The organism is Flavobacterium silvaticum (assembly GCF_012911565.1).
Taxonomy (GTDB): domain Bacteria; phylum Bacteroidota; class Bacteroidia; order Flavobacteriales; family Flavobacteriaceae; genus Flavobacterium; species Flavobacterium silvaticum.
Map to the genome: position 1 here is coordinate 1 of NZ_JAAMPU010000101.1, position 20233 is coordinate 20233.

The following is a 20233-nucleotide window of genomic DNA, read 5'->3' on the forward strand; positions in this document are numbered from 1 at the left end:
GCGTACGCGTGGTGGGCTATTGCGACGAGATCGTCATACCCGATGTATTCATCATCGATTACCCGCATTATTTCACTCCGAACGGGGACGGAATACACGATACGTGGAATATTAGTTGGCCAACCGCTCAGGCAAGCCCAAAAATTTATATATTTGACCGCTATGGAAAACTCCTTAAGCAAATCCATGCTCCGGGAGATGGCTGGGACGGTACATATAATGGGCATCAAGTGCCTTCAACTGATTACTGGTTTAATGTCATCTATACGGAAAATGGGGTAGAGAAGGAGTTTAAAGCACATTTTGCATTAAAACGATAAACCCCCATGAATCTAAAAAAACGGTATTTATTTGGCCTATTACTGCTAACACAATTATCATTTGCTCAGGAAGGAATTGCCGTATATTCCGATTACTTGACAGATAACTATTATTTGATCCATCCATCTATGGCGGGTGCTGCGAATTGCGCTAAAGTGCGTTTGACAGGCCGCCAGCAATGGTTCGGAGAAAAGGATGCACCATCATTGCAGACTCTCAGCATCAATGCCCCGGTAGGCGAACATGAAGGTATTGGTGCGATAGTTTTTAATGACCGTAACGGATATCACTATCAAACCGGTATTAAATTCAGTTATGCCCACCACATCATGTTTTCAAGGGATGCGGTAGATTTGAATCAGTTGTCATTCGGTGTGAACGTAGGTCTTATCCAAAGTTCACTTGATGAAACGGATTTTATCGAATCGGGTGATTTTGATCCCAACATTGGTGGAATCGTACAAAAGGATTCTTATATCAATGTCGATATTGGAGCGTCATATAACTATCTTGATTTTTATGCACATTTTACGGCGAAGAATGTTTTGGAAACGCGTCGTGAAATTTATTCGGCTTATGAATCTGACAACATTCGCAGATTTCTCTTGAGCTTAGGTTATACTTTTGGAGATGAAGAGAGATTGTTGTGGGAACCATCGGTATTATTTCAATACACCGACCAAACTGCGGAAAAAAGCATCGACGTCAACCTGAAAGTTTATAAAAACCTTGACTTCGGTCGTCTTTGGGGTGGTGTATCTTACAGAAGAAGTTTTGATGGTGCTGAATTCCGTGATGGGAATACAACCTCTGAACAATACTATCAGTCAATTTCTCCTTTAGTGGGAATCAACGTCGGGAACTTCATGTTCGCCTATACGTATTCGCACATCGCCGGAAAAATTAAGTTTGCAGAAGGAGGCTATCATCAACTTACCCTCGGATTCAACTTCCTGTGTAAACGTGAAAAATATCACTGTAACTGTCCAGCAGTAAACTAATAACAAGTCCCGGAATAACACCGGGACTATTTTTTATATGATAATCAAAGCAGTAAACGGAAAATTCCCAAGCATACCGCAGGATTGTTTTGTTGCAGAAAATGCTACAATTGTTGGGGATGTGGTTTTAGGAACAGAATGTAGTGTGTGGTTCAATGCTGTCATTCGTGGCGATGTCCATTTTATCAAAATCGGCAATAAAGTTAATATCCAGGATGGTGCGATTATTCATTGTACGTATCAGAAACATCCGACTGTGATAGGAAACAATGTCTCAATAGGACACAACGCCATTGTACATGGGTGTACGTTACATGACAATGTGCTGATTGGAATGGGGGCGATAATTATGGATAATTGTATCATAAACAGCAATTCCATCATAGCTGCCGGAGCCGTCGTCACTCAAAATACCATTGTGGAATCCGGAAGTATTTATGCGGGCGTTCCTGCGAAGAAAGTAAAGGATATCGACCAGTCTGATTTTGCAGGGGAAATAGGACGTATATCCAATAATTACGTGATGTATGCGAGTTGGTTCCGTGAATGATTAAAAGTCGCGGATTTCAGCTTTAAATGAATCGCCGATCAATTGTTGTAAAACGTCAGGATTGCCGTTTGTGTAAAAGCTGTTGATTGGCTTTGGATTGTCTGAAAAACCTACCGATTCCAAAATACGATATGTCCTTTTTGCCACGGCTTCCCCTGAATCTATAATACGCACATGATCCGGTAGTAGTTTCTTTATCTGAGGTATCAGAAACGGGTAGTGTGTACAGCCCAATACCAGATAATCTACATTTTCCCGAATCATAGGTTCCATGTAAGAATATAGCAGTTCAGACATTCGTTCGGAATGCATCTGGCCTTGCTCGATCAATCGGACCAGATCGAATCCTACCTGTTCGATGATTTTGGTATTTGAATAGGTTTCCACGGCCTTGCTGAACAATTCGCTGCTTAACGTTCCTTTGGTGGCCAGGACGCCTATTGTGTGCGTCTGTGAGCCTAATGCGGCGGGTTTGATGGCAGGCTCAATCCCAATGAATGAAATATCATATTCGTCCCGAAGTTCTGCAATGGCATTCGTAGTTGCCGTATTGCAAGCCACAACAATCAATTTACAGTTTTGTCTTAGAAGGAATTCAGTGTTTTTTTTGCTTAACGCAATGATCTCGTTCTTTGTTTTTTGACCATAAGGTGCGTTTTTGCTATCTGCCAGGTAAATCGAACTTTCGTTCGGCAGCAGGTTATGGAATTCCATCCAGATAGAAATTCCACCGACGCCAGAATCGAAAAAGCCTACCGGATTGTTGTTGGTCATAGGCAAATATAAAAAAACTGCCTCTTTTTGGGAGGCAGTTCCGGAAGTAATGATGATTATTTCTTATTGGAAACCAAGGTCTTTTTTTACGTCAGCCGTAATGTTCGGACCATCAGCTAAAAGTAAATCTGCAGCGTTAAGGACATATTGGAAACCTTTGGCTTTACCGACTTTCTCAATAGATGCCTTAACCTTGTCCATTATTGGTTTTACAAGATCAGACTCTTTTTTCTGTAATTCTTTTTGTGCGTTGTCGCGGTAGTCAACGATGCGCTTTTGCATTTCCTGAACTTCTTTTGAACGTTCGTCGTTGATTGCATCGGTTACTGTTGCAGCTTCCTGATCGTATTTCTTGATTTTTGCCTGATACTCATCGACCAATGTTTTGTATCCGGCGTCATAGGTTTCCCCAAGTTTTGCGAGTTGTTTTTGCGCATCTACCATTGCCGGCATTTTCTGCATAATATCAGCTACATCAACATGGGCAACCTTGGCTTGCGCTGTCGCGGCCTGTGCCATCAAAACTACTATCGCCGAAATTAGCAGAACTTTTAACTGTTTCATTTTCAATTGTATTTAAAGGGTTTTAATTTTTAATGGTGTCTTTTTGTGTTTCGGTTGTTTCTTTTGCTTCCGCTGCTTTTTGCTGTTTTGCTTTTTTTGCGGCTTCTCTGTCTTCTATAGCCTTTTTACGCTTCTCTTCTAAGGCTTTGCGGCGATCCTCCAAAATTTGTGCACGTTCTTCAGCAGATTTTTTCTTGGCGTCCTGAGCCGGGGTTGTTGCTTCGGTTGTTTCAGAAGGAGCAGTCTTGGCAGCTGCAGCTGGTTTCTCGGTTTTATCTTCAGATTTTGCTCCCTCGGTAGCTTCCGGACTGGCGGGTGGAGTTGTTGGCGGAACTGCTGTTCCGTTTTTCTTAGCTTCCCTTTCTGCCTTTTGCTGCTCACGTTTGTCTGCAGCTTCCTGGCGTTTCGCATCGGCAGCGGCTTTTCTGTCGGCCATTAGCTTTTCACGCGCAGCCTTTTTCTCGTCCAAGACTTTCTGACGCTCCTGAAGTGCAGGATTTTCGTCAATCATGTCTTCTTTGGCTTCTTTGGCGGCTTCTTCTTTAAGCTGTTTTTTCGACATTTGTTCGCGGCGGCTTGCACGTGTCAATGAACGCACTACCTGATCGCTTATATCGTATTTTTTTGCGGCGAAAAGCATGGTCAAATCGGAAGACTTGTCGAAAATGAAATCATATTTTTTGGCATCAGCAATATCCTGGGCTGCAGTAAAAACCTGATCCTGTATTGGTTTGATCAATACTGATTTTTGTGTGACAAGGTCGCCGGTCGGGCCGAAACGCTTTTGCTGATAATCAAGCAACTCTTTTTCCTGGAAAGCGATTTCTTCTTCGCGTTCTTCTATAAGTTCTTTGGTGAGTAAGACACGCTCGGTTTTAAGCCCGTCTTTTAATTTGGCGATATCGTTCTTTTTGGTCTCGATTTCCTGCTTCCATTTCTGGGCTTTTTGTTCGAGTTCATTATTGGCCTGGGCAAAATCAGGGACGTTCTGGAGAATATACTCCATATCTATATAACCGATTTTGATGCCCCGACCCTGGCTATTCGCTTCTGTTGCAAAAAAACCAAGGGTAAATAATAAAAACAATATTCTTTTCATAGACAAAAATTGCTTGATAAATATCGTATCAACTATACTTAAAATTGTTGACCGATAATAAAATGCGTCTCCCAGCCATTCTTAACTGTCTGGCCTGGTAGCGGGTCGAATCCGTGTCCGAAATCAATTCCCAACAATCCGAACGCAGGCATGAAAACCCGCAGACCAAATCCGGCGGAGCGTTTTAACGCAAACGGATTATATTCCTGAAAATTGTCATAAGACGCTCCGGCTTCGGCAAATGTAAGTACAAATATCGAGGCAGATGCAGCCATTGTGACCGGATAACGCAATTCTAACGAGAACTTGTTATAGATTGTTCCTCCATCTGTATTAGATAGCGATTGGTTCGGATACCCACGCAATTGGATAACCTCACGTCCGTCAAGTGCAAAGTTGGCCAATCCATCCCCGCCCAAAAAGAAACGCTCAAAAGGAACAAGTCCCCTGTTACTGTTATACGCACCAAGGAAACCGAATTCCCCTAATGTACGGAGGACTAATTTACCATAAATTTTGGTATACCAATCGGCTTTGAATTTTATTTTATAGTATTCCAGCCAGTTAAACTTTTTCTGGTCTACTTTTGACTGGTCTACCGCGGCTTCATCAACGCTATTCGCCTTGACGCCTGTAGAAGTGATATAATCTCCCGGAGCCACCCAAACACCATCGGTTCCAAAATAACCGGATCCTGTATCATTTGTCGTTTTATAATCTGGCAAATCCCCTAAATGTGCATAATCAATTTTGTTGAACATCGAGTACGGAGGCGTCAGTTTAGCCGTTACGCTAAATTCAGATCCGTAAGTCGGGAAAATTGGGTTCACCCCTTTATTATTACGACTAAGTCCAATGGTATACGCAAGGTTTCGCGAAGATCCATTTCCGAAGGTGAACAATCCCGTATTGTAATTGTTCAAATCGTAATACTGGAAACTTACGCTATGAGAGAGCACGAAGGAGTCGTCAGGCACACTAAGGCGTTTGGCAATACCAACTGAGAGTGAAGTAATATTGAAACTTTTGCTTCTGTCCACATTAGCGCTACCCGTTCCGTAAGAATACAAGAACTGTTTGGAGTGGGAAACCGAGGCGCTGAACTGAACCGGTTTGCGGCCTCCGAACCAAGGCTCTGAAAACGACGCACTATAAGTCTGGAAGTACGAACTCCCCTGAAGCCTTAGCGATACTTTCTGGCCGTCACCCATCGGAAGCGGCTTATATGCATCTTTTTTGAAGATATTTCGCATCGAGAAGTTGTTGAAAGACAAACCGAGTGTCCCGATGAAACCACCGCCGCCATAACCGCCTTGCAGTTCAATCTGGCTCGAACCCTTTTCGGTCAGGTTCCATTCCACATCTACAGTTCCAGCCGATGGATCTACATTTTTAAGTTCCGGACGGATCGTCTCCGGATCAAAGAAACCAAGTGCCCCGATTTCACGCACCGAACGCACAATTTCCTCTTTGCTGTACTTCTGTCCCGGCTTGGTACGTAATTCCCGATAGATGACTTCATCGTGCGTCTTGTCGTTACCGATTACCGAAATTTTGTTGAAGTAGGCAACCGGGCCTTCGATAATCCGTATCTCAAAATCGATGGTATCATTGGCTGTGCGGACTTCCACTGCGTTTATCGAAGAGAACAGATAACCGTTGTTCTGGTATAAGTTGGTGATGTCTTCACTGTCTGGGTTGGTCTTGTCGGCAATTCGTTTTTCCAAGAGGACACCATTGTAGACGTCGCCCTTTTTTACGCCGAGCAAACTCTGCAATTGTTGGTTGGAATAGACCGTATTTCCAAGGAATTTGATGTCTCCGAAGTAATATTTGCGCCCTTCTTCAAGCTTGATGTCAATGTTTATGTCTTTGCGTTTGGAGTCGAATTTGACCGAATCATAGACTACACGTGCATCGCGATATCCTTTTTCTTTGTATTTGTCTACAATCTTGGTAAGGTCTTCCTTATATTTTTCAGGGATGAATTTGGAGGCTTTCCAAACGCGGAAGAAACTTTTGCGCTTGGTATTTTTCATGGCCCCGCGAAGTTTTCCATCCGTAAACTTCTCATTGCCTTCGAATTCAATGCTGCGAACCTTGATTTTCTTGCCTTTATCAATCGCAACGACCATATTCACGGTGCTTCCGCCCGTTGAATCGGCGGCGACGGTATTGATGTTTACCTTAGTATTGTAAAAACCGTCTTTGCGATATTTGTTTTCAATGTAATTTCGGGTCGTCGTGACCAGGTTTTCGTTTACGACTTTACCTTTCGTAAGACCTGTATCTTTGATGAGACCTTCGACTTTACTCTTTTTGACACCGGTTATTTTGACTTCGTTTAGTTTTGGAAGTTCGTTGATGTTGAGTTCGAGCCAGATAGAGTCCTGTTCGATCTTGTCGACGTAAAAATCGATATCGCTGAACAAGCCGAGCTTTCCCAGTTTTTTGATTGCGTTGCTGATTTGTTCTCCTGGAACCGTAATTTCCTGTCCTTTCTGCAATCCGGCAAACGTAACAACGGTCGCCTGGTTGAACGAAATCTTGCCCGTTACATTGACATCGGCCAAAAAATATTTGCGGCCTTGGTCAAAAGGCAGCCTGTCCTGCGCGCTCAGTTGGGAGAAAAAAGAAAAAAACAGAAGGGTCAGAACTAGCCGAAAGGTACTTTGTAACACTAAGAAATTATTTTATTTGTTCGCTGGTCTTACCGAATCTTCGCTCTCTGGTCTGATAGCTGATAATAGCTTGATACAAGTCTTCCTCCTTGAAATCTGGCCATAATACATCGGTGAAATAAAGTTCTGCATAAGCGATTTGCCAAAGCAGGAAATTACTGATCCGATGCTCGCCGCTGGTACGTATCAGCAGGTCGACGTCCGGTAAATTTTGCGTGTAAAGATGCTGATTAATAATCGATTCATCAATACTGCCTGTTGAAATTATATTATTTTTAACTAAGGCCGAAATCTCACGGATGGCGCGGGTTAGTTCTTCCCTGGAACCATAACTGAGTGCCAGTGTAAGCGTCATTCTCTTATTGCCGGAAGTCTTTTCCATAACGTCCGAAAGTTCTTTTTTTACTTTAGCGGGAAGTGTGTCGAGATTGCCAATCGCATTTAATTTAATGTCGTTTTGGGTCAATGTCTTGAGTTCCTTTTTAAGTGCGCCGATGAGCAATTTCATCAGCATATCCACTTCAAGTTTAGGGCGGTTCCAGTTTTCGGTGGAAAAAGCGTAAAGGGTCAGGTTGGGTATTCCGAGCCTTGCGCAGGCTTCGACAGTCCTTCTTACAGATTTGGTCCCGTTTTCATGTCCGAAAGCCCTCAGCATTCCCTGTTGTTTGGCCCATCGGCCGTTGCCATCCATAATAATGGCGAGATGTTGCGGAAGTTTTTCCGGTTGTATTTGCGAAAGTAAATCCATCACTGGGCGCAATAGCAAGGCTTGTTGCCGAACGTATAAGTTAAGGTAAGGCCAGTGAACATATACCAGTCCTTATTATTTATATTCCCGAATTTTTGCACCGATGCAGTTTCGTTTTTCGGGGCGCTGCCGTCAATGTTATCGGTGAAAGTCCAGCGTGCTCCTGCTTCAAGGCCAATTACGAAATGATCGGCGACATTGGTCTTGATGCCGACAATCATCGGGATGGCCATAGAAAAACCATTTCCATCAGATTTTGCATTGTTGTCTATGCCGTCGTAATACATTTCGTTGTACATCATCGCGCTTAATCCGGAATACACATATGGCGTGAGTTTCTTTTTCCCATCGTGCAGGTTGAAGTCGAAAAAATCAAATTCAAGCCCCAAAGATAGTTCTTTCATATCGTTCTTGAACTTCAGGCCGCGTTGTTGGCGGGCTTGGGTATCAGAATCGCGGTCATCTGCGCTAAGAGTCGTTTGTGTGTAGGAAATTCGCCATGAATGGCGCGGGCTCCGGTTCCATTTGAATAAAGCCCCGAATGCAGGTTCGTTTGGACGGATGTACGTTGTTGCCCCAACATCGCCTATGTAATTACTGGCGCCTGCGAAAATTCCGATTTCATAAATCTGGGCAGATACCGCATTGAGGCAGAACAAGGAAAGCAATAAAAAAAACCGTTTCGTCATCGGGTTTAAAATAGCGTGCAAATATAACAATAATGGTAAGCCTGAGGGAAGTTAAATCAGAAATCTCAGCCAGGCACAAAATTAATCGGCCCCAAACCAAAACGGCAGGGCTGTGGACTTAGTATGAATGCAAGTTAAATTGGCTAATTTCTTTTGTCTTCGCCCCAAAGCAGTTTTTTACGCAGTGTTTTGAGGAAAGTCTCACCCGGAATTTCTGCCATGTTGATCTGGAAAGGTGTTTTCCTGATGGTCAGCACAGATTCATTTGGGACCGATGCAATCCTCGAATCCAATGAAACCAGGTATTGTTCTTCACGGCCCGTAACCCTGAGTCGGATTTCGGTATTGTCCGGAATCACCAACGGACGGGCGTTCAGGTTGTGTGGTGCGATTGGCGTAATGACAAGGCTTCCGGCGTCCGGCGTCAGAATCGGGCCGCCACAGCTCAATGAATAACCGGTCGATCCAGTAGGCGTTGCAATGATGAGTCCGTCTGCCCAATACGAATTTAAGTATTCGCCGTTGAGCCAGGTTTCTATCGTGATCATTGAAGTCGTGTCTTTTCGGCTGACTGAAATCTCGTTCATCGCGAAATTTATCGCTTTGACATCTGCTATTTCAGGTTCCACTTCAAGGCTGAGCAAAGTCCGTGGAGACAAACTGTAATTCTTGTCGATCACGAATTGCATGAAGTCTTCGATATGGTCTTTCTGGACGCTTGCCAGGAACCCAAGTCGTCCGGCGTTGATTCCCAAAATCGGTATTCCGGAATCGCGGACTAAAGTGGCTGCGCGAAGTATGGTTCCGTCCCCACCGATACTTATCAGGATGTCAAAAGAATTGTCGAGTTCTTCGTGGGATGAAAAGGTCTTGTATTCCTTTTTGACGATTTCCTTGTCGTAAAGAATCTTGAGGAAATTCGATTCGATATACAGGTCTACATTGTTCTTGTTGAAGAAAACAAAGATATCCTTAATGATAGGCTCGGTGGAATTTTGGTAATATTGTCCGTAGATGGCTACTTTCATGTGTTTGGAGTCGGGAAAGTCCGAAAAGTCGGGAATGTCCGAAAAGATCTAAAAGTTAGAGCTGTATTAATTTTTCCAGCCATAGGTTGTCTTATTTTTAATCTTCTTTTTCTACCGGTCTTTCGGTCTTTTCTGACATTCCCGACTTTTCGGACTTTTCGGACCAAAAACTTTCCGGACTAAATATTTAAATACTTATCCAAATAATCCGAACGATCCTTCAAGTTCCTCAAATAATTATCTTCCTGATGTTCCGAAATAATCTCATAATCGTATCGACGGAACGTCTGGATGATTTCATTGATGCCGCCAATCGCGATTTTAATCGTCACCTGAACCGTATCGACAGTCGATTCAGAAATAAACAATCCGAGGATTTTCCCATTGTTGCTTTCCACGATTTGGGTAATCTGCCCGATGGAATAATCGGCGACGCCTTTTTCAACCACGATGATTCCGCCTTGCTCTTTCAAAAAAGGTGTTTCGTTGAACAATCGGACAATATCGGCCATTTCATAATAGCCAACGTATTTATTCGATTCATCCAGAACCGGAATCACATTGGTTGCGTTGATGGCAAAAAGTTCCAGAACGTCGAGCCAGAACATATTCGTCCGGGCAAAAAATCCTTCCAAGGCGTATCTGTAATGCGATAATTGTTTGTCGTCTTCAAAAGTATCGGCATCGTCGGCACCGATCGAACCTATGTAAATATCGTTTTCAGTAACCGGAAAATGCGTAAAATGGCCATCGGCGAAAAAATCTTTTACCGATGAAAGTGTTTCGGAACTGTCTATCGCCCGAAAGTCATTGTTCAGATATTGGGTAACATCGCTCATTTTGTCTCTTTCATAACGATTGCAAATTAATCAAATTTTGCAACAAAGGCCGTGGCTTTACTTTGTATTTTTGTAAGATAATCTTTAGCGACACTCATGACGAAGCTCAGCGTAAACATCAATAAGATCGCGACCCTGCGAAATGCAAGAGGCGGAAATGTGCCCGATTTGTTAAAGGCGGCTGCCGATATAGAGCGTTTCGGCGCACAAGGAATCACCATCCATCCGCGTCCGGACGAACGACATATCAGGTATCAGGATGCGCGCGATTTGAAAGCGGTGGTAAAAACGGAACTTAATATCGAAGGAAATCCGGCCCAAAAATTCATCGATCTGGTACTTGAAGTCAAGCCGCATCAGGTGACTTTGGTTCCCGATGCAGATGATGCGATCACGTCGAACGCCGGCTGGGACACAAAAGCCAATAGAAGTTTCCTGTCTGAAATCATCTCGGAATTCAAACGCAACGGAATCCGGACTTCCATTTTTGTCGATCCGATAATCGAATATGTAGAAGGTGCCGCCGAAACCGGAACAGACCGTATAGAGCTATACACCGAATCTTATGCGACGGAATACGCAGGCGGAAACGAAGACGGGATTTTGTCTTATGTCGCCGCTGCACATAAAGCACATGAACTCGGCCTTGGGATCAATGCCGGCCATGATTTGAGCCTCGACAATCTGAGCTTCTTTAAGAACAGCATCCCGAATTTGCTTGAAGTTTCAATTGGGCACGCTTTGATTGCCGAGTCGCTTTATCTTGGTTTGGAAAATGCGGTACAGATGTATCTGCAACGCCTGAAATAAAAAATACCAATAAAAAATAGTTTTTCGTGAAACTAAATTCAAGAATAGAAGGTTCCGGCCAGCCGCTTTTGATCATCCACGGATTCCTTGGTTCGTCCGACAACTGGAAAACGTTCGCCGGACAATATGCGGAAGAAGGTTATGAAGTCCATGCCATCGATATGCGGAACCACGGAAAAAGCGGTCATTCCGACGAATCCAATTATAAAGTAATGGTTGACGATGTGCTCGAATATTGCAGCGATCATCAATTGGCATCGGTTGATGTGATTGGGCATTCTATGGGCGGGAAAATCGCTATGTTGCTCGCGACCCGGAATCCTGATCTTGTACAGAAGTTGATTATTGCGGACATCGGGCCTAAATATTACCGTCAGCACCATCAGGATATTCTCGCCGGTTTGAATTCGATTGATTTCTCTCAAAAACCATCGCGTTCGCAAGTTGAAGAGCAACTGAAAACCTATGTTGATGATGCCGGAACCGTTCAGTTCCTCGCCAAGAATTTGTATTGGAAGGAACCTGGGCAACTGGATTTCAGGTTCAATCTTCCGGTGCTGACAAAAGAAATTGAAAATATCGGTGAAGCGTTGCCGGAAAATGTCATTTTCGATAAGCCGACGTTGTTCCTTCGCGGCGCCAATTCCAATTATATCAAAGATGAAGACATTGACGATATAAAAAAGCAATTCCCCAAAGCAATTATCGTAACTTTAAAAGATGCAGGTCACTGGCTCCATGCCGAACAACCTGCCGCTTTCCTGCAAAGCACGTTGCTTTTTCTGAAACAATAATAAAATAGTTATTTATGAATTTACTCTTGAGACTTATTGTAACCGCGTTGCTCGTTATGGGCATTTCGTATTTTTTACCAGGCGTGCATGTCGACGGATTCGTGACGGCGTTGATCGTTGCCGTCGTATTGGCGCTTTTGAATTTGTTCGTCAAGCCGATACTGGTTTTATTTACATTGCCGGTGACGATTTTTACGCTTGGATTGTTCCTTTTGGTGATCAATGCACTGGTGATAATGCTTTGCGATTACATTGTCGGCGGGTTCGATGTGTCGTCGTTTCTTACGGCTTTGCTTTTCAGTATCATCCTTTCTGTTTTCCAATCGATACTGTTTTCATTCAGTAAAGATTAAGTATCAAAATTTTATACTTTCCTTCACTTGTAACGCAGGCAAAAAAAGACTAATTTTGCCGACCAATTTTACAATGTACCTGATATGAATATCACAAGAAATAATGTCGATGCACTGAATGCCATCGTAACCATTGAACTCAATAAATCTGATTACGAAGGCGAAGTTGAAAAAGTATTGACGAATTACCGCAAGACTGCAAATATTCCCGGTTTCCGCAAAGGAACCGTTCCAATGAGCCTGATCAAAAAGCAATACGGGAAAGCTGTAAAACTCGAAGAACTCAATAAAGTTTTGCAACAAAGCCTGAACAAATACATGCAGGACGAAAAGCTCGAAATCCTCGGAAATCCGCTTCCGGTTGTCAAAGAAGACCTTGATCTGGACAAAGACGATATAAGCTTCGAGTTCGAACTTGGTTTTGCGCCTTCATTCGATGTCGATTTATCTACCGTCAAAAATCTGACACAATATAAAGTAGTTGCCGATGAGAAGTTGCTTGACGATCAAGTACTACGCATCCGCAAGCAATACGGTAAAATGATCCAGAAAGACGAAGTAGCCGAAGGTGACGATCTCTCCGGAACATTCCTTAACGAAGAAAAAGGAATCGACAGCCCGGCGCGTTTCAGTCTTGACGTTTTCAAAAACAAGAAAGAAGCTGCGAAATTCATCGGGAAAAAAGTCGGTGATATCGTAACTGTAAATACGAAAGGTTTGTTCGATGACGATCACAAACTGATGGATTACCTCAAACTCGATCATGATCAGGTTCACGGACTTGACATCGATGTCGATTTCAAAATCGAAGAAGTAACGGCGACTGAACCGGCTGAATTGAATGAAGAATTGTTCGGAAAGCTTTTTGGAGAAGGAAAAGTTTCCAGCCTGGAAGACCTGAAAGCTCAAATAAAGCAAGATGCAGAGAAGCAATTCGCACAGCAAGCCGACCAGAAGTTTTTGAACGACGTAACCGAATCGTTGATCTCCGATACCAAATTCGACCTTCCATCGACTTTCCTTAAAAAATGGATCCAGACGGCAGGTGAAAAAGCGCTTACCGCTGAACAGGCAGAAGAAGAATACAGCCGTTCAGAAAATGGTCTTCGTTACCAATTGATCGAAGGCAAGATCATCACCGGAAACGGACTTCAGATTACGTTCGACGATCTCAAAGATTATACAGCGACGATGATCCGCAAGCAAATGGCGCAGTTCGGACAACTTGATCCGACAGAAGAAGACGTGAATAATATTGTTGCGCGAGTGCTTCAGAACCAGGACGAAATCAAGCGTTTGAGCGAGCAGGTGATGAGCGAAAAAATGTTGAATCTGTTCAAAGAAAAGGTAAAAGCCAAGACGAAAGAAGTTTCTTACGAAGAGTTCGTTAAAGCCAGCTACGGCGAATAAGCGGATTAAAAAAACAGTATCTTTGAGGCGCCAAACTTTTTGCTTGGCGCCTCTTAATTTTTAAGCAAATCTTTTACACAACATGAACTACGGTAAAGAATTTAAAAAGTTTGCCACCAAACAACACGGGGTGAACTCCATGTATTACGATAAAATCGTCGGTGCGATGACACCGACAAACCTGACGCCTTACATCATTGAGGAACGTCCGCTGAACATTTCACAGCTCGATGTTTTCTCGCGTCTGATGATGGATCGCATCATTTTCCTTGGAACGGGGATCGACGACCAGATCGCGAACATCGTACAGGCGCAGTTGCTGTTTCTGGCGAGCGTCGATTCGTCAAAAGACGTCCAAATCTATATCAATTCTCCGGGCGGAAGCGTTTATGCAGGTCTTGGGATTTATGATACCATGCAATTCATCGGGCCGGATGTGGCTACGATTTGTACAGGCATGGCTGCCTCGATGGGTGCTGTATTGCTTTGTGCCGGTGCTGCCGGAAAACGTTCGGCTTTGCCACATTCACGTGTCATGATCCACCAACCTTCAGGCGGCGCACAAGGTGTTGCTACCGATATGGAAATCAACCTGCGTGAAATGCTAAAATTGAAAGAAGAACTGTATAAGATCATTTCCGATCATTCAGGACAATCGTATGACCGCGTCCACAAAGACAGCGAGCGCGATTACTGGATGAAGGCCGAAGAAGCCAAAGAGTACGGAATGATTGACGAAGTACTTCGCAAGTCCTAATTAAAAACAAACTCGAATTCCCGGACTAACCAAAGCCGGGAATTTTCTTCTGATGCCATGGCGAAAGAAATTTTAGATTGTTCCTTCTGCGGACGGAAAAAACCCGAAACCAACCTGCTGATTGCCGGAATCAACGCGCACATTTGCGACAAATGCATCGAACAGGCGCACGGGATTGTGATGGAAGAGCTCAAATCGAGCGGACAATCCAAACTCTCGACAGACCTTGTTTTAAAGAAACCGCATGAGATACGTGCGTTCCTCGACGAATATGTGATCGGGCAGGATCAGACCAAAAAGGTGATGTCGGTGGCGGTTTACAATCATTACAAACGATTGATGCAGCCTGCAGGAAGCGACGATGTCGAAATCGAAAAGAGCAACATCATCATGGTCGGCCAAACCGGAACCGGAAAGACGTTGGTGGCCAAAACCATTGCCCGTATGCTTGACGTTCCGTTGGCGATTGTCGATGCCACGGTACTTACGGAGGCCGGTTATGTTGGTGAAGATGTCGAAAGCATTCTGACCCGTCTATTGCAAGCCGCCGATTACGATGTGGCCAAAGCCGAACGCGGAATCGTCTTCATTGATGAAATCGATAAGATTGCCCGTAAGAGTGATAATCCTTCCATAACCCGTGATGTTTCCGGTGAAGGCGTACAACAGGCATTGCTCAAGCTTCTCGAAGGAACGGTTGTCAATGTTCCGCCAAAAGGTGGGCGAAAGCATCCGGACCAGAAGTTCGTCGAAGTCAATACGCAAAACATTTTGTTTATTGCCGGAGGTGCCTTCGATGGTGTGGAAAAATTAATTTCCAAACGTCTGAATCGCCAGGTTGTAGGTTATACGACTAAAAATTCGACCAAAATCGATAAAGACAACCTGCTGCAATACATCATCCCGAAAGACATACGCGATTTCGGTCTGATTCCTGAAATCATTGGTCGTTTGCCGGTATTGACTCATATGGATCCGCTTGATGCCGAAACGCTCAGGGCCATTCTGACCGAACCGAAAAACGCCCTGATCAAACAATACGCAAAGTTGTTCTCCATGGACGGAGTCGATTTCAGGATTGAAGACGAAGCTCTTGATTTCATTGTGGAAAAAGCGCTCGAATACAAATTGGGTGCCCGCGGACTTCGTTCCTTATGCGAAGCGATTTTGACCGATGCCATGTATGAACTTCCTGCAACCGACGAGAAATTGCTGGTCATCGATAAGGAATATGCGTACGAGCGGCTTAACAAAAACTTGCTTAAACGACTTGAAATAGCGTCTTAAAGAGTTTGTCGATAGAAAAATAAATTTATTGAATTGACCCCAAAGGTGCTTGACTTTTGGGGTCAGTTTGTAAAAATAAGTAAGGGATTATTTGTATTTCAACGGCAAATAGACGACTTTTTTAGTCTCAAAGAATTCCTCTTTAAAGAATTCCGGAATATCATACAATACCGTTTTCTGGAATATGCTGAGTTCTTCGGTCAAATCTCCGCCTTTTAGATAGAGGATTCCATTTTGGAGTTCGTGCTTCGATTCTTTTTTAACTTTTCCTCTCACCCAAGTCACGAAATCAGGCATATTGGTTACGGCACGACTGACGATAAAATCAAAGTTCTCGTCTACATTTTCCGCCCTCATCTGAGCTGTACGAACATTCTTTAATCCGAGCTCATCAGCTACGGCCTGAACTACTTTTATCTTTTTCCCGATCACATCTATCAGGTAAAAATCAGTCTCAGGAAACAAAATCGCCAACGGAATTCCCGGAAAGCCGCCGCCTGTCCCGACATCCAAAACGGAAGCTCCTGGCAAAAAAGGCTGGATCTTCGCAATAGCCAATGAATGCAATACGTGACGGGTGTAAAGCTCATCTATGTCCTTTCGTGAAATCACGTTTATTTTTGAGTTCCAATCGGCGTAAACCTTTGACAGCAGTGCAAATTGGTGTCTCTGCATATCAGAAATTTCCGGAAAATAGTGAATGATTTCGTCCATTTGGCAAAAGTACATATTACAGGCATAAAATCCGCGTTCATTACTTTTTGACCGCCTATTAATTAATTACCTTTGCCAAGCTATTTTCGTTATGACACAGAATCTCCCGACATTTTCGACCCAGGATCAGACCAAATTCTTCAGGACACTGAATTCCAAGGTCAATACCTATTTCCGCGAAAACAACCTCCGGAAAACGGGCAACTGGCAAATCTACCTGAAAACAGCCATTCTTTTCGCTATTTTCTTAGCGCCTTATTTCCTGATCCTTTCACTTGATTTGCCTTTCTGGGCACATTTGCTGTTATCTATAGTCATGGGAATTGGGATGGCCGGAATTGGGATGAACGTTATGCACGACGGAAACCACGGATCGTATTCGTCAAAATCGTGGGTCAATAAATTCATGGGCGGAACCATCTATGTCCTGGCTGGAAACGTTTATAACTGGCAGGTGCAGCACAACGTTTTGCATCATACCTATACCAACGTCCACGGCCACGATGAAGATCTCGAAGCAGGTCGCATCATTCGGTTTTCCAAAGATGCAGAATGGAGAAGATTCCACAAATTCCAACATTATTATTCTGTTTTCCTTTACGGTTTATTGACGTTCAATTGGGCGATTACGACAGATTTCCGTCAGATGAAACGTTATCTGAAGCGAAAACTATCATATGGAAAATTCAAAAGCCCGGTATTTCAATGGACAACATTGCTTATCACAAAAGCGATTTATTTCTCCATTTGGTTGGTCGTACCGATGGTTTTGGGTCTTGCGTGGTGGAAAGTCCTCATCGGGTTTTTCGTGATGCACTATGTCGCCGGATTGATCCTAAGCATCGTATTCCAATTGGCCCATATTGTCGAGGAAACCGATAATCCCGTTCCCGACGACAACGGCGCCTTGGCCAACACTTGGGCTATCCATCAATTGTACACGACAGCCAATTTTGCACCGCGCAACAAAATAGTCAACTGGTTCACCGGCGGTTTGAACCATCAGATCGAACATCATATCTTCCCGAACATCAGCCATGTCCATTACGGCAAAATCGGACGCATCGTCAAACAAACAGCCCAGGAATGCAACCTGCCGTACCATGAATTCCGCACCATGCGTTCGGCCATCGCGGCACATTTTCGCCATTTGAAAGAACTCGGTACCAAACCCAGCCTGGCCTGACATTAAAACAATCCAACACCACATATGAGCGAATTCCTTTCAGACAGAATCAACCAACTTTCCACTTCCCAAACCCTCGCCATGGCTGCATTGGCCCGCGAATTAAAGGCTCAGGGAAAAGATATCATAAGCCTTAGCCTTGGCGAACCAGATTTTAATACGCCTGATTTCATCAAAGAAGCGGCAAAAAAAGCGATAGACGAAAATTACAGCACCTATTCGCCTGTTGACGGATATGCGGAATTGAAAGACGCTATCTGCCGCAAATTCAAACGAGATAACGACCTGGATTACAAACCAGCGAACATTGTAGTTTCTACAGGCGCGAAACAATCGCTCTACAATATCGCACAAGTCATGCTCAATGATGGGGATGAAGTCATTTTGCCTGCACCATATTGGGTTTCTTATTTCGAAATCGTCAAGATGGCTGGCGGAATTCCTGTCGAAGTGCCGACATCTGTAGAATCAGATTTCAAGATCACAGCCGAACAACTCGAAAAAGCCATTACGCCAAAAACCAAAATGGTATGGTATTCTTCTCCATGCAACCCAAGCGGCTCCGTATACAGTCGTGAAGAACTGACCGCATTGGCCGCCGTACTTGAAAAACACCCGAATATTTTTGTGGTTTCGGACGAAATCTACGAACACATCAACTTCTCCGGAACATTCTGCTCCATCGCTTCAATCCCGGGAATGTTTGACAGGACCATAACCGTAAACGGAGTCGCGAAAGCATTCGCCATGACCGGCTGGAGAATCGGATACATTGGCGCACCTGAATTCATTGCCAAAGCCTGTACTAAAATGCAGGGCCAGGTTACGTCCGGCGCGAATTCAATTGCCCAACGTGCAACGATCACTGCCGTTGATGCCGATCCATCTGTTTTAAACGATATGGTTTCAGCCTTTAAATCCCGCCGCGACCTTGTAATAAACATGATCAAAGATATCCCGGGCTTGAAAATCAATGTTCCGGACGGAGCTTTCTATGCATTCCCGGATGTTTCTTCGTTCTTTGGAAAAACGCTTCGCGGAAAAGAAATCAGGAACGCCGATGATTTGTCAATGTATCTCTTGGCAGAAGCGAACGTGGCCTGTGTAACCGGTGATGCTTTTGGCAACCCGAACTGCATCAGGCTGTCTTATGCAACAAGCGAGGAACAACTCGTCAAAGCATTCACACAAATCAAAGAGGCCCTGGCCTAAACAATACGGCCTCGAATTATCGGGGCTTTTTTATTTTAATTATTTCGGATTTACCTCATGCTCCGGCCAAAAATCCATCGATTCAAATAAACGAATCAACAAAAGACAAACATCCATGCAAAAGAAAATACTTCTTCTCGGTTCAGGTGAACTCGGAAAAGAATTCGTCATCGCCGCCCAACGTATCGGCCAGAAAGTAATTGCCGTCGATTCATACGAAAATGCACCGGCCATGCAGGTCGCACACGGCTTTGAAGTCATCAATATGCTCGATGGTTCCGAACTGGACCGCATCGTCGCCAAACACAACCCGGACTTTATCGTTCCGGAAATTGAAGCCATCCGTACCGAACGTTTTTACGACTATGAAAAACAGGGAATCACGGTTGTCCCATCGGCCAAAGCGGCGAACTTTACCATGAACCGAAAGGCGATTCGTGATCTTGCGGCCAAAGAACTCGGACTTAAAACCGCAAATTACAGATACGCGACTTCATCCGAAGAATTGCAGAAAGCCGTCTCTGAAGTCGGCATTCCATGCGTCGTAAAACCATTGATGTCTTCCTCAGGCAAAGGCCAATCGACTATAAAATCTGAAGAAGACATTGAGAAGGCGTGGAAATACGCAGTCGAAGGTTCACGTGGAGATGTTGTGGAAGTCATTGTAGAAGCATTCGTAAAGTTCAATTCAGAGATTACGTTGCTGACCGTGACCCAAAATAACGGTCCGACATTGTTCTGCTCACCTATCGGCCACCGTCAGGAACGCGGTGATTACCAGGAAAGCTGGCAACCCGCTTTGGTGTCGGACAAAGACCTGTATGAAGCACAGGACATGGCCGAAAAAGTTACCGAAGCACTTAGTGGTGCCGGAATATTCGGAGTCGAATTCTTTTTGGCCGATGACGGCGTGTATTTCTCGGAACTTTCCCCTCGTCCGCACGATACCGGAATGGTGACACTTGGCGGAACACAGAATTTCAATGAATTCGAATTGCACCTGCGCGCCATCCTGAGCCTTCCTATTTTTGAGATACGACTTGAAAAAGCGGGCGCAAGTGCCGTGATACTGGCGTCTGAAAACTCACAAAACCCAACATTTTCCGGAATTGCGGGACTTGCCGCTTTACCCAAAACAGATTTCCGCCTGTTCGGAAAACCGACGTCGCGTCCGTATAGAAGGATGGGCGTTGCATTGGTCAGCGACAGCCCTGAAACCCCGGTCACTGAACTGGTCGAAAAAGCAAAAGCTGCGGCTGCTCTGGTTTCGGTACATCCATAATCGCAACCGCTTTATTTTTATAATGACCTCGCTAAAATTGGCGGGGTTTTTTTGTTTCCGTAAAATTTGATTCCCAAACCACTGAGAAATCAACAATAATTGACTGAATAACCCAGTTTTAGCGAAATTTTTTG

21 protein-coding genes are annotated in these 20233 nt (G+C 44.2%); 12 read left to right on the plus strand and 9 right to left on the minus strand.

Going from position 1 to position 20233, the window contains the following annotated elements; all coding sequences use genetic code 11:
- The 3 genes from G6047_RS05280 to G6047_RS05290 all read left to right on the plus strand — a co-directional run.
- Window positions 1-320: T9SS type B sorting domain-containing protein (locus G6047_RS05280; RefSeq protein ID WP_169526445.1), on the plus strand; the 320-nt coding region annotated here is incomplete at its 5' end.
- A gap of 6 nt (window positions 321-326) precedes the next feature.
- Window positions 327-1322: a PorP/SprF family type IX secretion system membrane protein gene (locus G6047_RS05285; protein WP_169526446.1), complete on the plus strand. Its 996-nt coding sequence runs from the start codon at window positions 327-329 to the stop codon at window positions 1320-1322.
- Window positions 1323-1359: 37 nt separating this feature from the next.
- Window positions 1360-1872: a gamma carbonic anhydrase family protein gene (locus G6047_RS05290; protein WP_169526447.1), complete on the plus strand. Its 513-nt coding sequence runs from the start codon at window positions 1360-1362 to the stop codon at window positions 1870-1872.
- On the opposite strand, the gene murI is transcribed toward G6047_RS05290, so the two are convergent.
- The 8 genes from murI to G6047_RS05330 all read right to left on the minus strand — a co-directional run bounded on the left by murI (window position 1873) and on the right by G6047_RS05330 (window position 10294).
- Complete coding sequence (gene murI / locus G6047_RS05295) at window positions 1873-2646, minus strand: glutamate racemase (protein WP_169526448.1); 774 nt, start codon at window positions 2644-2646, stop codon at window positions 1873-1875.
- Window positions 2647-2709: 63 nt separating this feature from the next.
- A complete protein-coding gene (locus tag G6047_RS05300; protein ID WP_169526449.1) occupies window positions 2710-3210 on the minus strand; it encodes an OmpH family outer membrane protein in 501 nt (166 codons plus the stop codon).
- 22 nt (window positions 3211-3232) lie between these two features.
- Window positions 3233-4309, minus strand: a complete 1077-nt coding sequence (locus tag G6047_RS05305) for an OmpH family outer membrane protein (protein WP_169526450.1) — start codon at window positions 4307-4309, stop codon at window positions 3233-3235.
- A 38-nt stretch (window positions 4310-4347) separates the two neighbouring features.
- On the minus strand, window positions 4348-6990 hold the full coding sequence (locus G6047_RS05310) for a BamA/OMP85 family outer membrane protein (protein WP_169526451.1): 2643 nt from the start codon (window positions 6988-6990) through the stop codon (window positions 4348-4350).
- A 7-nt stretch (window positions 6991-6997) separates the two neighbouring features.
- Window positions 6998-7738 (minus strand): isoprenyl transferase, encoded by a 741-nt coding sequence (locus G6047_RS05315; RefSeq protein ID WP_169526452.1) that lies wholly within the window; start codon window positions 7736-7738, stop codon window positions 6998-7000.
- Window positions 7738-8427, minus strand: a complete 690-nt coding sequence (gene porG, locus G6047_RS05320) for a type IX secretion system protein PorG (protein ID WP_169526453.1) — start codon at window positions 8425-8427, stop codon at window positions 7738-7740. Before porG ends, G6047_RS05315 begins: the two co-directional genes overlap by 1 nt.
- A 143-nt stretch (window positions 8428-8570) precedes the next feature.
- The gene (locus G6047_RS05325; protein WP_169526454.1) at window positions 8571-9455 is read right to left on the minus strand and encodes an NAD kinase; all 885 of its coding nucleotides are present in this window, start codon (window positions 9453-9455) and stop codon (window positions 8571-8573) included.
- A gap of 179 nt (window positions 9456-9634) precedes the next feature.
- Window positions 9635-10294 carry a CBS domain-containing protein gene (locus G6047_RS05330; RefSeq protein ID WP_169526455.1) on the minus strand — a complete coding sequence of 220 codons (660 nt, stop codon included), beginning with the start codon at window positions 10292-10294 and terminating at the stop codon, window positions 9635-9637.
- A gap of 96 nt (window positions 10295-10390) precedes the next feature.
- Between G6047_RS05330 and G6047_RS05335 the strand changes: the two genes are divergently transcribed.
- The 6 genes from G6047_RS05335 to clpX all read left to right on the plus strand — a co-directional run bounded on the left by G6047_RS05335 (window position 10391) and on the right by clpX (window position 15705).
- The gene (locus G6047_RS05335; RefSeq protein ID WP_169526456.1) at window positions 10391-11104 is read left to right on the plus strand and encodes a pyridoxine 5'-phosphate synthase; all 714 of its coding nucleotides are present in this window, start codon (window positions 10391-10393) and stop codon (window positions 11102-11104) included.
- 26 nt (window positions 11105-11130) lie between these two features.
- The gene (locus G6047_RS05340) at window positions 11131-11898 is read left to right on the plus strand and encodes an alpha/beta fold hydrolase (protein WP_169526457.1); all 768 of its coding nucleotides are present in this window, start codon (window positions 11131-11133) and stop codon (window positions 11896-11898) included.
- 14 nt (window positions 11899-11912) lie between these two features.
- Window positions 11913-12251, plus strand: coding sequence for a phage holin family protein (locus tag G6047_RS05345; RefSeq protein ID WP_169526458.1), 339 nt, complete (start codon window positions 11913-11915; stop codon window positions 12249-12251).
- A gap of 84 nt (window positions 12252-12335) precedes the next feature.
- On the plus strand, window positions 12336-13661 hold the full coding sequence (gene tig, locus G6047_RS05350) for a trigger factor (RefSeq protein WP_169526459.1): 1326 nt from the start codon (window positions 12336-12338) through the stop codon (window positions 13659-13661).
- An 82-nt stretch (window positions 13662-13743) separates the two neighbouring features.
- A complete protein-coding gene (gene clpP, locus G6047_RS05355) occupies window positions 13744-14418 on the plus strand; it encodes an ATP-dependent Clp endopeptidase proteolytic subunit ClpP (RefSeq protein ID WP_169526460.1) in 675 nt (224 codons plus the stop codon).
- A 57-nt stretch (window positions 14419-14475) separates the two neighbouring features.
- A complete protein-coding gene (clpX, locus tag G6047_RS05360; RefSeq protein WP_169526461.1) occupies window positions 14476-15705 on the plus strand; it encodes an ATP-dependent Clp protease ATP-binding subunit ClpX in 1230 nt (409 codons plus the stop codon).
- Between the two features lie 87 nt (window positions 15706-15792).
- Here the strand turns inward: clpX and rsmG are convergent, their stop codons facing one another.
- Window positions 15793-16419, minus strand: coding sequence for a 16S rRNA (guanine(527)-N(7))-methyltransferase RsmG (gene rsmG, locus G6047_RS05365; RefSeq protein ID WP_169526462.1), 627 nt, complete (start codon window positions 16417-16419; stop codon window positions 15793-15795).
- Between the two features lie 91 nt (window positions 16420-16510).
- Here rsmG and G6047_RS05370 point away from each other — a divergent pair, with 91 nt between their 5' ends.
- The 3 genes from G6047_RS05370 to purT are packed head-to-tail and all read left to right on the plus strand — an operon-like array spanning window position 16511 to window position 20099.
- Window positions 16511-17605, plus strand: coding sequence for a fatty acid desaturase family protein (locus tag G6047_RS05370; RefSeq protein WP_169526463.1), 1095 nt, complete (start codon window positions 16511-16513; stop codon window positions 17603-17605).
- Between the two features lie 24 nt (window positions 17606-17629).
- Window positions 17630-18817 (plus strand): pyridoxal phosphate-dependent aminotransferase, encoded by a 1188-nt coding sequence (locus G6047_RS05375; protein ID WP_169526464.1) that lies wholly within the window; start codon window positions 17630-17632, stop codon window positions 18815-18817.
- Window positions 18756-20099: a formate-dependent phosphoribosylglycinamide formyltransferase gene (gene purT / locus G6047_RS05380; RefSeq protein WP_169526465.1), complete on the plus strand. Its 1344-nt coding sequence runs from the start codon at window positions 18756-18758 to the stop codon at window positions 20097-20099. Before G6047_RS05375 ends, purT begins: the two co-directional genes overlap by 62 nt.
- The last annotated feature ends 134 nt before the right edge of the window (window positions 20100-20233 follow it).

What these genes read in the sequence shown, in the direction of transcription:
- G6047_RS05315 (WP_169526452.1), bottom strand. Translation starts at nt 7,738, where the DNA reads ATGGATTTACTTTCGCAAATACAACCGGAAAAACTTCCGCAACATCTC.
- G6047_RS05325 (WP_169526454.1), bottom strand. Translation starts at nt 9,455, where the DNA reads ATGAAAGTAGCCATCTACGGACAATATTACCAAAATTCCACCGAGCCT.
- G6047_RS05370 (WP_169526463.1), top strand. Translation starts at nt 16,511, where the DNA reads ATGACACAGAATCTCCCGACATTTTCGACCCAGGATCAGACCAAATTC.
- G6047_RS05335 (WP_169526456.1), top strand. Translation starts at nt 10,391, where the DNA reads ATGACGAAGCTCAGCGTAAACATCAATAAGATCGCGACCCTGCGAAAT.
- purT (WP_169526465.1), top strand. Translation starts at nt 18,756, where the DNA reads ATGCAACAAGCGAGGAACAACTCGTCAAAGCATTCACACAAATCAAAG.
- murI (WP_169526448.1), bottom strand. Translation starts at nt 2,646, where the DNA reads ATGACCAACAACAATCCGGTAGGCTTTTTCGATTCTGGCGTCGGTGGA.
- tig (WP_169526459.1), top strand. Translation starts at nt 12,336, where the DNA reads ATGAATATCACAAGAAATAATGTCGATGCACTGAATGCCATCGTAACC.
- clpP (WP_169526460.1), top strand. Translation starts at nt 13,744, where the DNA reads ATGAACTACGGTAAAGAATTTAAAAAGTTTGCCACCAAACAACACGGG.
- G6047_RS05300 (WP_169526449.1), bottom strand. Translation starts at nt 3,210, where the DNA reads ATGAAACAGTTAAAAGTTCTGCTAATTTCGGCGATAGTAGTTTTGATG.
- G6047_RS05305 (WP_169526450.1), bottom strand. Translation starts at nt 4,309, where the DNA reads ATGAAAAGAATATTGTTTTTATTATTTACCCTTGGTTTTTTTGCAACA.
- G6047_RS05285 (WP_169526446.1), top strand. Translation starts at nt 327, where the DNA reads ATGAATCTAAAAAAACGGTATTTATTTGGCCTATTACTGCTAACACAA.
- rsmG (WP_169526462.1), bottom strand. Translation starts at nt 16,419, where the DNA reads ATGGACGAAATCATTCACTATTTTCCGGAAATTTCTGATATGCAGAGA.
- G6047_RS05290 (WP_169526447.1), top strand. Translation starts at nt 1,360, where the DNA reads ATGATAATCAAAGCAGTAAACGGAAAATTCCCAAGCATACCGCAGGAT.
- G6047_RS05330 (WP_169526455.1), bottom strand. Translation starts at nt 10,294, where the DNA reads ATGAGCGATGTTACCCAATATCTGAACAATGACTTTCGGGCGATAGAC.
- G6047_RS05375 (WP_169526464.1), top strand. Translation starts at nt 17,630, where the DNA reads ATGAGCGAATTCCTTTCAGACAGAATCAACCAACTTTCCACTTCCCAA.
- G6047_RS05345 (WP_169526458.1), top strand. Translation starts at nt 11,913, where the DNA reads ATGAATTTACTCTTGAGACTTATTGTAACCGCGTTGCTCGTTATGGGC.
- porG (WP_169526453.1), bottom strand. Translation starts at nt 8,427, where the DNA reads ATGACGAAACGGTTTTTTTTATTGCTTTCCTTGTTCTGCCTCAATGCG.
- clpX (WP_169526461.1), top strand. Translation starts at nt 14,476, where the DNA reads ATGGCGAAAGAAATTTTAGATTGTTCCTTCTGCGGACGGAAAAAACCC.